This is a genomic window from Bacillus sp. 1NLA3E (genome assembly GCF_000242895.2).
GTDB lineage: Bacteria > Bacillota > Bacilli > Bacillales > Cytobacillaceae > Bacillus_BU.
The window spans coordinates 4,767,179-4,780,805 of record NC_021171.1; the positions used below are offsets into that span (position 1 = coordinate 4,767,179).

General features: G+C 38.2%; 16 protein-coding genes. 6 read left to right on the forward strand and 10 right to left on the reverse strand.

The window, feature by feature from the left end; genetic code table 11:
• Window positions 1–78: 78 nt before the first annotated feature.
• From citX to citC, 5 genes are read right to left on the reverse strand one after another with little or no spacing between them, the layout of a single operon-like run.
• The gene (gene citX / locus B1NLA3E_RS22860) at window positions 79–597 is read right to left on the reverse strand and encodes a citrate lyase holo-[acyl-carrier protein] synthase (RefSeq protein ID WP_015596190.1); all 519 of its coding nucleotides are present in this window, start codon (window positions 595–597) and stop codon (window positions 79–81) included.
• Window positions 594–2,150, reverse strand: coding sequence for a citrate lyase subunit alpha (citF, locus tag B1NLA3E_RS22865; RefSeq protein WP_015596191.1), 1,557 nt, complete (start codon window positions 2,148–2,150; stop codon window positions 594–596). Before citF ends, citX begins: the two co-directional genes overlap by 4 nt.
• Window positions 2,143–3,045 carry a citrate (pro-3S)-lyase subunit beta gene (citE, locus tag B1NLA3E_RS22870; RefSeq protein WP_015596192.1) on the reverse strand — a complete coding sequence of 301 codons (903 nt, stop codon included), beginning with the start codon at window positions 3,043–3,045 and terminating at the stop codon, window positions 2,143–2,145. The genes citF and citE overlap by 8 nt, the downstream gene beginning before the upstream one ends.
• Window positions 3,046–3,360 (reverse strand): citrate lyase acyl carrier protein, encoded by a 315-nt coding sequence (citD, locus tag B1NLA3E_RS22875; RefSeq protein WP_015596193.1) that lies wholly within the window; start codon window positions 3,358–3,360, stop codon window positions 3,046–3,048.
• Window positions 3,361–3,376: 16 nt separating this feature from the next.
• Window positions 3,377–4,444, reverse strand: a complete 1,068-nt coding sequence (gene citC / locus B1NLA3E_RS22880) for a [citrate (pro-3S)-lyase] ligase (RefSeq protein ID WP_041580814.1) — start codon at window positions 4,442–4,444, stop codon at window positions 3,377–3,379.
• 232 nt (window positions 4,445–4,676) lie between these two features.
• Between citC and B1NLA3E_RS22885 the strand changes: the two genes are divergently transcribed.
• The 6 genes from B1NLA3E_RS22885 (at window position 4,677) to B1NLA3E_RS22905 (ending at window position 10,377) form a co-directional block, all read left to right on the forward strand.
• The gene (locus tag B1NLA3E_RS22885; protein WP_015596195.1) at window positions 4,677–6,254 is read left to right on the forward strand and encodes an ATP-binding protein; all 1,578 of its coding nucleotides are present in this window, start codon (window positions 4,677–4,679) and stop codon (window positions 6,252–6,254) included.
• Window positions 6,255–6,273: 19 nt separating this feature from the next.
• A complete protein-coding gene (locus B1NLA3E_RS22890) occupies window positions 6,274–6,978 on the forward strand; it encodes a response regulator (RefSeq protein WP_015596196.1) in 705 nt (234 codons plus the stop codon).
• A 359-nt stretch (window positions 6,979–7,337) separates the two neighbouring features.
• Window positions 7,338–8,696: a 2-hydroxycarboxylate transporter family protein gene (locus B1NLA3E_RS22895; protein ID WP_015596197.1), complete on the forward strand. Its 1,359-nt coding sequence runs from the start codon at window positions 7,338–7,340 to the stop codon at window positions 8,694–8,696.
• Window positions 8,697–8,829: 133 nt separating this feature from the next.
• Window positions 8,830–8,988 carry a hypothetical protein gene (locus B1NLA3E_RS25470; RefSeq protein WP_187292131.1) on the forward strand — a complete coding sequence of 53 codons (159 nt, stop codon included), beginning with the start codon at window positions 8,830–8,832 and terminating at the stop codon, window positions 8,986–8,988.
• Between the two features lie 56 nt (window positions 8,989–9,044).
• Window positions 9,045–9,836: a fumarylacetoacetate hydrolase family protein gene (locus B1NLA3E_RS22900; RefSeq protein WP_041581298.1), complete on the forward strand. Its 792-nt coding sequence runs from the start codon at window positions 9,045–9,047 to the stop codon at window positions 9,834–9,836.
• 349 nt (window positions 9,837–10,185) lie between these two features.
• A complete protein-coding gene (locus tag B1NLA3E_RS22905) occupies window positions 10,186–10,377 on the forward strand; it encodes a hypothetical protein (protein WP_041580815.1) in 192 nt (63 codons plus the stop codon).
• A 182-nt stretch (window positions 10,378–10,559) separates the two neighbouring features.
• Here B1NLA3E_RS22905 and B1NLA3E_RS25915 read toward each other — a convergent pair whose 3' ends face one another.
• The 5 genes from B1NLA3E_RS25915 to B1NLA3E_RS22925 form a co-directional block, all read right to left on the reverse strand.
• Entirely contained in the window at window positions 10,560–10,796 is a 237-nt protein-coding gene (locus tag B1NLA3E_RS25915; protein WP_015596200.1) for a metal-dependent amidase/aminoacylase/carboxypeptidase, read from the reverse strand.
• A 21-nt stretch (window positions 10,797–10,817) separates the two neighbouring features.
• The gene (locus B1NLA3E_RS25920; protein ID WP_328285117.1) at window positions 10,818–10,961 is read right to left on the reverse strand and encodes a hypothetical protein; all 144 of its coding nucleotides are present in this window, start codon (window positions 10,959–10,961) and stop codon (window positions 10,818–10,820) included.
• A 187-nt stretch (window positions 10,962–11,148) separates the two neighbouring features.
• Window positions 11,149–11,628 (reverse strand): 23S rRNA (pseudouridine(1915)-N(3))-methyltransferase RlmH, encoded by a 480-nt coding sequence (rlmH, locus tag B1NLA3E_RS22915; protein ID WP_015596201.1) that lies wholly within the window; start codon window positions 11,626–11,628, stop codon window positions 11,149–11,151.
• Between the two features lie 90 nt (window positions 11,629–11,718).
• A complete protein-coding gene (locus B1NLA3E_RS22920) occupies window positions 11,719–11,880 on the reverse strand; it encodes a CxxH/CxxC protein (protein WP_083935209.1) in 162 nt (53 codons plus the stop codon).
• Window positions 11,881–12,248: 368 nt separating this feature from the next.
• Window positions 12,249–13,478 carry a S1C family serine protease gene (locus tag B1NLA3E_RS22925; protein WP_015596203.1) on the reverse strand — a complete coding sequence of 410 codons (1,230 nt, stop codon included), beginning with the start codon at window positions 13,476–13,478 and terminating at the stop codon, window positions 12,249–12,251.
• Window positions 13,479–13,627: the final 149 nt, after the last annotated feature.

A 13,627-nucleotide genomic window follows, 5' to 3' on the forward strand; every position in this document is an offset into this window, starting at 1 on the left:
CCAAACTCGGATAAACTACCTGTAGTTTACACAGAAAGCTTATCGTTGTTTGGCCCTATGATTAACTTAAGATACAAGCTATATATAAGAATCTACCATACTTTGAATCTTTTGCGTCAGCTCCTCTATTGGATGCTTTCTGCTCCGGCCGCAGCTATGAGCATCCTCATCACAGAGCAGGCATTTCCTTTTTGAATGACCAAAGCCCTCCCTGGAAATGGGTACTCCATCCGATCCGATTACATCAAGATCAAACAGCCGCCCTAGCGGATGCTCGTTCTCAATCTCAACCATATAAGTTTTTAAAGCCCGTTCATCCATTTTTACAACAAAATATGCCTCATATCCCGTAATGGTCATGTTGGTTTCAAAAGATTCCAGATATGAGCCAGCCTTTTTTAGTGTTTTCACTAATGCATTGCATCCCTCTTGAAAAATAATACTGCTCTCATGTGTTCTCTTGACCGGACCTGGTATATTGACTTTGAATGATACTAAAGGGAGCCTGTATTTCTCAATTAATTCCTTCTGATGAGCAGCTCTATATTCGCGAGACTCTAATATTTGCTCAAGTGTTGTTTCTTTGGCTCTGATCATTTCCAAGAATCCTTCTTCACTTGGTGAATGACATCAATGACTGAGCCATCTCTATACTTCACCACACCGACAATTTTATCTTCCACTTTAATATGATCTGGAATGCCGACAATTTGATTCGCTCTTTCCTTAAGCTCTTCTATGGAAACGACTGGCAGATTCGCCTTTTTAAGGTTAGTATACAAATCCTGTCTTAGAGGATTAACAGCAATCCCTTGTTCTGTAACCAGAACATCAATCGAACATCCCGGGGTTACGACCGTGTGCACCCGGTCAAGAATGGATGGCATTCTACCCCTGATAAGTGGAGCCACAATAATGGAGCAGGCTGCTCCTGCAGCTGAATCACAGTGTCCACCTGAAGCTCCGCGGATCACCCCGTCTGATCCTGTGATAACATTCACATTAAAATCAAGATCAATTTCTAATGCACTTAATACCGTTACATCTAGTTGATTTACCGCACTTCCTTTATTATCAGGACTTGCATAATACTCCGCATCAATTTGCTGGTGGAAACGATTATTTTTAAGGGAAGCAACTGCTTGCAAATCAAAGCCCTGTACATCCAATAACTTTTTAATCAGTCCTTCCTCATGAAGGTCAACCATTTGTCCAGTAATTCCACCCAACGCAAAACTTGCTTTGATGTTTCTCTCGATCATCTTTTCTCTTAAAAATCTTGTAGCTGCAAGAGAAGCTCCGCCTGAGCCAGTTTGCAGCGAAAATCCTTCTTCGAAATAGCCCGAAGCAGCAATTACATCAGCGGCACTCTGAGCAATTAACAGGTCTTTAGGATTCTTGGTAAAGCGAGTTGCACCAGACATAATCCCTTTTGGGTCGCCGATTGAATCCACAACGACAATATAATCCACCTGAGATTCAGGAATACCAAATGGTGTATTAGGATATTCAACTAAATGATCCGTAATTAAAACAACCTTGTTAGCGAACTGGGCATCGACCTTTGCATATCCCAACGAACCACATTCAGATGCAGCTGAATTATCTCTGGAATATCCATTGGCATTTCCGGCAGGATCACATGATGGTACACCTAAAAAGGCAACATCTATCGGTAATTCTCCAGAGGCAATTGCCCTAGCTCTGCCGCCATGGGAATTGATGACAACTGGAATGTCCATCAATCCGTGCGAAATGGCCTCAGCTAATTCACCTCTTAGTCCGCTAGTCTCAATCCTCCGAATCACTCCATTTTTTATATGATTAATTAATGGTGAATGGATTTCTGAAAGGGAGCTTGATGCTATTGTAAGATCCTTTATTCCCATTCTTGCAATGGTATTAAGCATCATATTAACGATATAATCTCCATTTCGGAAGTGATGATGAAAAGAAATCGTCATTCCATCTTGCAAACCAGTTTCTCTTATGGCTGTTTCAAGAGAATCCAGAATTTTATTTCGGTCTGAATTTCTCAAGCGCTCTTTGGATTGTTGTGTATTTTTCACTACCAGCTTCGAATCAAACAGTGGCAGAGTTCCAAGTCCGAAAATCTCGTCTGGTATATTTCGTCCAATTGAATTAAACATATTGTAACATCTCCTCAATGCTAACACTTTTTACAGCCTTAGCTAGTTCAAGTACTCTGTACGCTCTTTCGACGATTGGCTTATCAATCATTTTGCCATTCAGACTGATAACTCCCGATCCTTTTTGCTCAGCTTCTTTCGCTGCAGCAATAACCGCAAAAGATTTCTTAATTTCAGCTTCAGTTGGCGAATAGATATTATGGACAATATTAATTTGCCGAGGGTTAATAAGGGATTTCCCGTCAAATCCCAATTGTTTAATCAGTTTGACTTCTTGGATAAATCCTTCTTCATCATCCACATCAGAAAAAACAGTATCGAGGGCATCTATACCTGCCGCCCGAGCAGCAAAGAGGATTTGGCTTCTGGCTGTCAGCAATTCAATGCCCTCTTTTGATCTTGTCGTTTTTAAATTTGTTACAAAATCCTCTGCACCAATGGCGATACCAATTAATCGCTTACTTGCTGTTGCAATTTTATAGGCATTAATAACCCCTAACGCACTTTCAACTGCTGCCATTAGCTTGATGGTTCCATATTCCATCCCAGCTTCTCGTTCAATTCGAGTAATTAATTCATCCGCTTCCTCAACATCTTCCGGTGTTTCCGTTTTGGGTAGTCGGATAGCATTAGGTTTTGCTCTAACAATCGCTTCAAAGTCGTCTCTTCCAAAAGGTGTATCTAAGCCATTGACGCGTACAAGGATTTCCGTCTGTCCATAATCCATGTTTTTCAGAGCTTCATAGACTAATTGTCTAGCTGAATCCTTTTCATTAAGAGATACAGAATCCTCTAAATCAAACATAATTGAGTCTGCTCCATAGATATTTGCATCCCTGATCATACCCGGGTTGTTGCCTGGAACATATAACATGCTTCTTCTAAGTCTGCTCATTTATTTTACCTCCCATGGGAAAGAATTTTGATGGGTGGCCCTGCCTACAGCTGTCCTAACTCTGGCCCGGATCGTACAATCTAATGCCCCTTTATCTTTTGCAACGACAAGGGCATCCTCTATCCCTAATTCTTGTAGCGTATCTAAAATGACCCCTTTAATCTGTTTTCCAAATTGATTTTCAACAGTACTTTTAAGTTCAAGTTCTATTCCTCTACCTTCATTCCTTTCAATTTGGATGATGATATCGCTTGACTCAAGAGTTCCCGCAATCCCTACTTCTTCAATTTTTACTCTTTCTAGTAACATCAACATTTTTAGCAACCTCCTATTAATATTTTTTATAATTGGCCTGAATCTGTTGAATAATGCCCTCAGCCTCAGCTGATAAAAGAAATTCATACGTATGTTTAGGAACTAGTTTTTTTACTTCAGAAAGCCTTCCTTCACGAATTAACTCTCTAACTCTTGAGGCACTTATTGGCTCCCCATTATCTCTAAGCCTCGGAAGTACTTGAACCTCTATACCCTGAGCAGGAAGAATCTCTTGCATGACAGAGTTATATGCAGCTGTGACTTTGCAGCACGGTTCCTCACCAACAAATCTCTTTTGAATTTCAAGTGAAGGTGAAATATATCTTTTAAATATTTCTAAGTCTAGCAAAGCATGAGTTTCAACAATATCCTGATATTCTTTGATAAAGTAGGATGGGAAAGTTGCCTCCGATATGATGTAGTCCTTTCCCTGATGAACAACCACATTATCGAGATGTTGAACTCCTTCTCTCACAAGCCTGTATCTGATTGCTGACGGAAATCTTGACTTGTCCTCCTCGAGAACGAAGACGTGGAGTATTTGACATCTGGATGCTGCGTACTCAATTAGGTACTGATGTCCTAAAGTAAATGGATTGCAATTCACAACCACAGCCCCTGTACCCGTGTTATCACATTTAACAGATATACTATCTTTTTTCTCCTTCATAAGTTGATTCAGATAGCTTTTAATCCCATTCGGCCTGTTCTCCATAAGGATAACCTTTGACGGAACCTCGATAATTGGGTAAAAGCCCAAGTCGAAAAATATATTCTTGTTCTCTGGCTTCGTATAGATAAAGAGATGTGTCCTTCCCCTTGAGCAAGCCTCCTGGATCAGATCGGTGACAAGTCTAGCAGACAACCCCATGTTCTGATACTCTTCATCTACAGCAATGCATTTTAAGATTTTTCCTCCGAGCGAACCTGTCGCAACCATCCTCCCCTTGTCAAAAAAGGCAATTGAATATTCAACCTCAGGATCTAGTGCTAAATTCTGCTCTTTCAAGAATTCTTCCAGTTGTATCCTTTCTTCTTCTACTAGGAGGTTTACAGCTTGTTTACTAAAAATGTCATACCACATCTTTAAATACCCCACTGTTTTTTTATTCTACAAAAATATTTTTCTATAGCGATGCTACTTAACACATTCCTCCTTCATAAAATTGTCATATTTGTCTCTTAACTTTGTGTATAATTTATACTAACTCATTTAATTTCATAGATATAGATTATATAATTAAGCGCCAATAAGTTTATTTATGTGAATTAAGTACCTTTTGTTCAACGGAAAACACATCAAAGAGGAGTTATGAATGCGATTACAAACGAAGTTATCATTATTAATCTTATCCTTGCTGTTATTCATCATTCTTGTGTTTAGCTTTTATTTCCATTCGTTAATTTCAAATTCCTTAACCAACCAACTTGGGGATAGAGTCTTATCGATTGCCGAAACTGTGGCATCTATTCCTGAAATTAAGCAGGCATTTTCGGAAAAAGACCCCTCAAAAATCATTCAACCTATAGCTGAAAAAATCCGAAAGCAAACTGGTGCAGAATTTGTTGTGGTTGGTAATACTGAAAAAAAACGTTACTCCCACCCCGTTCCTGACCGGATTGGAGAAAGCATGGTCGGTAAAGATAATAACGAGGCATTAAAAGGAAAGTATATTATTTCGCAGGAAAGAGGCACCCTAGGACCATCCCTAAGAGGAATAGTCCCCATCTATAATCAAAATGGAAAAATACTTGGAATTGTAGCAGTAGGTTACTCACTTCAAGATGTTGATAACATTGCGATAAATTATCGTAAAAAAATCATTCTGATTTCCTTGGGCGTTATTCTTGTTGGTATTATTGGTGCACTGCTAATCGCTAATGGTATGAAACGAGCTATCCTTGGATTAGAGCCGAAAGAAATTACCCAATTATATCAAGAAAATAAGGCCGTTTTGGAATCAGTCAAAGAAGGAATTGTCGCGGTAAATTTGGATGGAATCATTACTATGGTTAATCAACAAGCCATAAATATGCTCCAATGGCCAAATGAAAAGGATGTCCTTAGGGCAAACATCCTAGATATTTCACCATACTCCCCTTTGTTAGAAATCATTGAAAAAGGGAAAGCAGTATTTGACAAGGAATTTTCTCTTAATGATGAATTCTTTATTGCCAACTACTTGCCAATAATGTCTGAAAAGGGAAGCATAACTGGCTGGGTCTCTAGTTTCCGAAGTAAATCCGAACTATCCCGACTTACACAGGAGCTCGCACAGGTTAGACAATATTCCGAAGCATTACGTGCTCAAACACATGAGTATTCAAACAAGCTCTATATGATTTCAGGACTTATTCAGCTTCAGTCGTACCAGGAAGCGATTGATTTCATTGCCCGAGAATTTGATATTCATCAGAACCTATTGAATTTCATTAAGCAAGAAATTTCCGATGTTATGATCGGCGGGTTGTTAATCGGTAAATTTAATCAGGCAAATGAATTAAAAATCCATTTCGATATTGATCGGGAAAGTAGTTTCAAAGAAATCCCCGAAGGTATTGAACGTGACAGTCTGACGACCATAATCGGAAATCTCATTGATAATGCAATGGAAGCAGTAATGAAACCTGGAGCTAATGCAAAAAATATAAAAATTTACTTTTCTGATTTTGGAAACGATTTAATACTAGAAGTTGAAGATTCGGGAATCGGTATTTCACCGGAAATCGAAGATAAAATCTTTGAAAGAGGTTTTTCTACTAAAAAATTAGAAAATCACGGTGTTGGTCTCTTTTTAGTCCAAAAAATCATAAAAAAATTAAATGGATATATTTCATATACACCTAACCCTGACGGTGGCTCTGTTTTTACCGTTATTATCCCAAAATCATAGTATATTAGGAGGATCCCTGATGGCTTACCAACATCAAAGTGAGGAAATTTCTGTATTAATTATAGAAGATGATGTGCGAATTGCAGAAATCAACCGCCGGCTGATGGAAAAAGTTCCTGGCTACCAAGTCATTGGCATCGCCACAGATGGACAGGAGGCAAGAGATCAGTTAGCCATTCTTCGTCCCGACTTAGTGTTATTAGATATCTATTTTCCCGATATGAACGGATTGGAGTTTTTAGAGGTTATACGCCAGGACTTTCATGAAACAGATGTTATTATGATTACGGCATCTCGAGAAATTAGTTCTGTCAAAGAAGCTCTACGCAGTGGAGTTTTTGACTTTATCGTCAAACCATTAGTCTTTGAACGTTTGAAAAATTCGCTTGAAAAATATCAAGAGTTTCACAGTAAATTAAAAAGGATTCAAAAAGATAATCATAATGTAAACCAAGAAGAAATTGATGAATTAATGGATAGACAAAAAGAACAGCTTAATTCTTATCTTCCAAAAGGAATTGATAAGATTACATTACAAAAAGTGACAGATGTTTTAAATCATACGGATGAAGGTCTAAATGCTGAAACGCTTGCCAAGAAAATTGGGGTTAGTCGTCCCACTGCTCGTCGGTATTTAGAGTACCTTTTGGCAAAAGACCAAATCGGAGCAGATTTGTCTTATGGTGAGGTTGGACGGCCCGAAAGAATTTATAAAAAAAAATAGGTTACTAGTTAAAAGGATGGTGAACTTACACCATCCTTTTTATTTATTTCTGGGCACTTTCACTTTTATCATGAACAAAAGGTTCAAAATATATCTTAATAATCTTTTTAACCCTTAGGTTTATAAGATTCAACTTTCAAACTAATATTGCTATTTTATACCTAGCTTAATAATTTTTTTAAATTGGAAAGGAGAGAGGAACATTTAAACTTTTAGGCATTCTTTGTAAACGGTTTCTAATCCTCATAGCCTAAAAGTCTTTTATAAATTTGTTGGTGTTGGTTTTCACTCTAGTAAACCATGACCAACTAATGGAATCATTCTTATTAAATAATCGGAAAAAATTAGGAGGAATATCCATGGGATTAAAAAAAGAAATACCGGTATTCGAAGAGACAACGATTGCGGCCTCTACAAAAACAAGTTTTATAAACTATAATATGTACGGTTTGCCGTTATGGGCATGGTTTGCCGGTGCACTGATTTTTGCCTTCGGAACAATGACGAAATCTTTCCCTATTAGCTTTGCCGGGGATGTTCTCGTTTTAATTGTTGTTGGCTTTTTCTTTGGAAAAGTTGGCGACACACTTCCAATCTGGAAGGATTATCTTGGCGGCGGTTCCCTGCTTGCTTTCTTGGGCGCTTCCTATTTGGTATCTACAGGAGTCATTTCGGAAGATGTAGCTGGTGGAGTTAGGACTCTTTTCGATGATATGGGTATGCTGGACTTCTTTATTGCCGTCATTATCACAAGTTCTATTCTTTCTATTAATCGAAAGTTTCTAGCTAAAGCAATCGGTGGATTTATCCCATTAGTTCTTGTTGGTACTGCTGTCGCCTTTATCATGGCGATTGTTGGCGGATGGATTGTTGGCGTCAATTATAAAGATGTAATCGTGAACTATGCTCTACCAATCATGGGCGGAGGAAATGGTGCTGGTGCCATTCCAATGAGCCAAATTTGGGGAGAAGTTACTGGAAAGGATCCTAAAATCTGGTACTCTTCTGCCATTACCATCTTAACGATTGCCAATATTTTCGCAATTATGGTAGGTGCTTTATTAAATGGCCTTGGAAAGAAAGTGCCGAAATGGACAGGAAATGGCGAATTAATTAAAGGGCAAATTACTGAGAAAAATGGAGCAAAAGAAAAAAATACTGCCACGATGGAAGATGCTGGCTTTGGTTTACTTGTTGCTGTTGGTTTCTTTGGTTTAGCAAATGTAATTGGAGTTGGTTTGCTTCCAAAAGTTGGTCCATTCTCTATTCACCCTTATGCCTATATGGTCGTTCTATTAATCATCGCCAATGCACTTGATATTATTCCACAACGTGCAAAAGATGGTGTTAAAAAAGTTAATGAATTTATGATGGGTAAAATGTTATTCGTCTTCTTAGCAGGTGTTGGTATCACTTATACTGATTTTAGCGCATTAGTCCATGCACTATCACTTCAAACGGCCGTTATCTGTTTATTTACAGTCTTTGGAGCTGTAATTGGAAGTTGGTTGTTTGCGAAAGTGGTCGGATTCTATGAAATTGAAGCAGCAATCGCCGGAGGCTTATGTCACGTTAACCGCGGAGGATCGGGTGATCTTGAAATATTAGGCGCATCTAATCGAATGATCTTAATGTCCTATGCTCAGTTAGCTACCCGTCTGGGTGGAGCGATCATTCTTGTGCTTGCGAGCCTTTTCTTTGGCCTATGGGCTAAGTAAACAGTACTAAATAGAGACTAGGCTGGGAATTTACAATCTTCACAGCCTTGTTTTTATTCATCACAGCTGCATATTTTAAAGGACAAGTTATTACAAATACATTTACCTAGTTAAAAAGGAGAGATGCCTTAAAATGTGGAGAATCACAGTCTTTTCAGAAGGAAAATGTTCTAACATGTATGAATTTGAAACAGAAAATGAAGCTAGAGAAGCTTTAAAGAATATACAAGGTTACAAGATTTTGACTGAGATGGTTTACCTTGAAACATGTTCATCATTAGTAGCGATTTAAGTCTTTATTGAAAGAACACAATTTATAGATGGGGTGTGCAAGAAATGGCATTGCAAATGCTGCAACGAACACAAACAATCGTTCGTTATCAGAATCGTAACGGTAGAATATATTACGGAATTGTTGAGGATGATGAAATTTTACAATTGTCCAGTAATTTTACTGAGATTGTAGCTAATGAACTAAAATTTGATGGTGTAAGAATTAAATATGATGATGTGAAAATACTAGAGCCTGTGTCGCCATCAAAAGTGGTTAACTTTGGCTGGACCTATGCTGCACATGCAAAAGAGACGGGTGGTCAGGCCAATCTCAAAGAACCCTTTTTATTTTTAAAACCTAGAACTTCCTTGATTCCAGACCGGGGAGAAATCATTCTCCCGCCAAGTCATTTAACCCAGCAGGTGGAGATGGAGGGAGAAGTGGCGCTGGTTATTGGGAAAAGAGGCAAAAATATTAAAGAAGAAGAGGCTTTGGATTATGTATTTGGCTGTACGATCTTTAACGATGTAACGGCAAGAGATCTTACCAAAAAAGATCCACAGTTTACACGCGGTAAAGGCTTTGACACTTTTGGGCCGTTGGGACCGTGTCTTGTGACAGGTATAGATCCAACCAATTTACGCATAGTTACAACTTTAAACGGCAAGGTCGTACAAGATGGTAATACCAACCAGATGTCATTGTCCATTCCTTTCCTTATTAGCTGGGTTTCACAAATTATGACGCTGGAGCCGGGTGATATTTTGGCTACTGGTTCACCTGCTGGTAGTTGTCCAATGAAGTCAGGAGACATCGTATCTGTGGAAGTAGAGAAAATCGGCAAGTTATCTAATTATGTAATGTAGCAGATGTACAATCCAGATAAATGGCAGCTCTGTTTGCTCTGAGTTGCCATTTTTCATTTTATTCTAACTCCTAAGGTTAATTAACCCTTCCTTAAAACCTAAATTATACATCTAATAAATGCCAAAAACGGTACTTATTACATCAGTTATCATCCCCAATGTTCCACTTATGCCCTTACTATCTGTCATTAACTTAATATATCCTTTTTTAGTATCATGGACTGTTACCGCAATATTATCTTTACCGACTGCTTTCATAATAGGCAAATAATAATTTTTACGAAATTCAGATATTAGTTTATAATATTTATAGGTACATAGGAATAAAAAGATTGGAGGGCAAATGATAATGAATAAGAAAAACAATATTATTAGTTTAAAAGAGTATGAAAAAAAGAAAAATAAAGAACGTAATGAAATGAAAGTTGTATATATTTCCTTTTCCTTAGCTATTATTTTTGCTGCTTCACTTTCTCTTTTTGAACCACCATATGACGACTTAGATATTATTATAAAAAACGAACATCATGCGGTTTTATAGGAATAGGAAAATGACCTATTCTACACAGACAACATCACACCTCCTAATGCTTTAAATTATTGTACTCCCTAATTATGTTCACTTTATTTAAATAGAATGTAAACAAGCGTATAAACCTATCTAAAAAAACCTCTCACTTACTGAATCGAATGGAGTATGTGAGAGGGCTTTTTAACTTTATTTTAGTCTAAATAATAATAGCTGCAAACAACTTGACCAACCGCTTTCGTGGCTACTAGGAGCGCATCTTCATCGATATCAAATTTCGGATCATGATTGAAGTAAGGATTTTCTACCCCTTTTGGTGAACATGCGATGTAAAAGAAGCAGGCAGGGAATTTTTCAGCATAATAAGCAAAGTCTTCGGATGGGGACATCGCCGGAAATTCTTTTACTTCTTTTATATCTTTATCATTCATGCTTTGTAAATTTTCTGCCACCTATGCAGTAAGTTCAGGGTTGTTGTATAATGGTGGATAATCCGGAGCATACGTAAGCTCGCAGGTCACACCAAATTCCTTTTCAATTCCTCTTGCAATCCGTTTAACTTCTTTCTCAATCGTTTCTTTTGTTTCTATAGTCATATAACAAATATCACCTTCAAGTTCTACGCTGTCCTTGAGGGAGTTCAATTTGAATAAAAAAGTAACTACTTTTATGATAGATACTTACAACTATTTATACCAAGTCCCTTATCAATACATTATTCTAGAATAAGATTAAAACTTACTAAGATAGGATCCTTAACAGGTATAACACCAAAAATTGCCCCTATTTATGATAAGGTTCTCCCCGGTTTATCCGGAATGCCCTATAAATTTGTTCAACAAGAATTAAGCGCATAAGTTGGTGGGGGAAAGTCATTCTAGAGAAGGACAATTTATCATTTGCTCGTCTGAGAACTTCATCACTCAACCCTAAAGACCCGCCAATAACGAAGGCAATTTTGCTTTTTCCGTACGTCGCCAGCTTATCCAAGTCTTCCGCCAACTCCTCGGATGATTTCATTTTTCCGTCAATAGCCAATGCAATAACATATGTATCCTGGGGGATCTTATTTAATATTCGCTCGCCTTCTTTTTGCTTCACCTGATCCATTTCCGCTAAACTCAATTCTTCAGGTGCTTTCTCATCGGCCACTTCAATCATCTCTAGTTTCGCATAACTGGACATTCTTTTCACAAACTCATCTATTCCTTGTTTCAAGTATTTTTCTTTCAGTTTTCCAACCGTAATAATTAAGATATTCACAATTACCCCCACTTTACAAACAGTTTAAGAACAAGATATCCACAGAAGTTATCCACATACCCACATTTCTTATCCACATCTTGTATAGGATCACCCGTTCGCTACCATATATACCGCTGGTTTTTCGCAATATTCACAGGTTGTGGATATCTTATCCGGATTCGTTATCTTCTCTAATTTAGGCGCTATTTCGTAGTCATCTACGATCACATCTAACGCTAATTCCACATGTTCCTCGCAACAATAAATCATTTTCCTCAATCCTTTCATTCTCTTATCCACAATCTAATTCATTTTAGCTAATTCGTTGTTATCCACCAATTTAATATTACACTATTAAAAGAAATTATTTTCAAAGCTTTATCCACATGTTATTAAAAAGAAAGGCTCTGTTAAACTAGAATGTTGATTTCCGTTCCAGGCGCTTCGCTTTCCGCGGTGCGGGCGGTGAGCCTCATCGGCGCTTAAGCGCCTGTGGGGTCTCACCTGTCCCGCCGCTCCCGCAGGAGTCTTCTCGCCTTCCACTCCAATCAACAATGTGCAAAAAATCAACATTGATCCAAAAGAAAAAGTAGAAGGCCTAATTGAGCCTCCTACCTTTAGGTTATCCACTATCCTAACTATAATGACTCGCTCCCGAGCTTCATCGTCGTTTCAAGAAGCTTTCCGTCCCGGTAATATTTAATCTTCATTTGTTCGCCAATTTTCTTCTTATTATACAGGTGTTTCCTGAGGCCAATAACATCTTCTATCTTTTCGCCATCCATCTCAACAATAACATCAAGCTCTTTCATTTTGGCTTGATCAGCTGGTGAATTTGGTACAACTTGACGAAGGGCAACCCCATAATTTACATCCTTCGGAAGTTTAAGAGCCTCTTCTTGATAATATTTTGCAATCTCTTTTACGGATTGTAATTCCACTCCCATATAAGGTCGTTTTACTTCTCCGTTCTTTTCGAGATCTTCAATGATTGGTTTAGCAGAGTTAATTGGTATGGCTAACCCAATTCCTTCAACAGATTCCTGTGCTATTTTCATTGAATTAATCCCAATTACTTGCCCATCAATATTGACTAGTGCACCACCACTATTTCCTGGGTTTATAGCAGCATCTGTCTGCAACACTTCAGATTGCCAATCCTCAACTCCATCTTCGTTTATATCAATCGGAATCGTCCGCTCAAGACCTGAAATAATCCCTTGAGTAACCGATCCGGAGAAGGTAGAACCAAGTGGGTTTCCGATCGCAATAGCAGGTTCTCCTGCTTTAAGTTTATCTGAGTTTCCAAATTCCGCCACTGTTTTAATATTCTTTCCATCAACCTCTAACACAGCCAAGTCTGTCCAAACATCACTTCCGCGAAGCTTTGCTGTTAATTTGGTTCCATCTGTAAGCGTGACCTCAAGATCACTCGCGCCTTCTACAACATGGTGGTTTGTTACGACAAAAGCTTTGTCTCCGTCAACTTTATAAATTACACCAGACCCTGTCCCAGCTTCTTGGCTTTTATCATTGCCTTCTGACCAAAATCCCGTATCCTGAATGTTTGTAATGCCCACAACTGCACCACCAGCTTTTGCAACTGCATCTGTTACTTGCGAATTTACATCCACACTAACATTAGACGTTGTCTCTGGGGTTGACTTTTGATTGTTCACTTCTGTTTTCTGTACATTATCATTAGAGACATTGTAGGGGAGCACCCCTAAGTCCGACAATTGCGGAATAGCAATTATCAATAATAAAGCGCCTAAAACCGCTCCAACAGCACTTGCGAGGAAATAACCGCCCTTGTTTCCCTTTTGTTCCTTATATCGGCCTTGGTCATCTTGATCATAATAACCCATAGACATCCATCCTTTCATAACAATATCAATAACGACAGTATTAGTCTGACTTTATAATCATTATTATACTCTATTGACCACCTTGATATAGAAAAACAAACAAATCAAAGCAAACTTACGAATTTATTAAAGACTTAGTCCAAATTTGT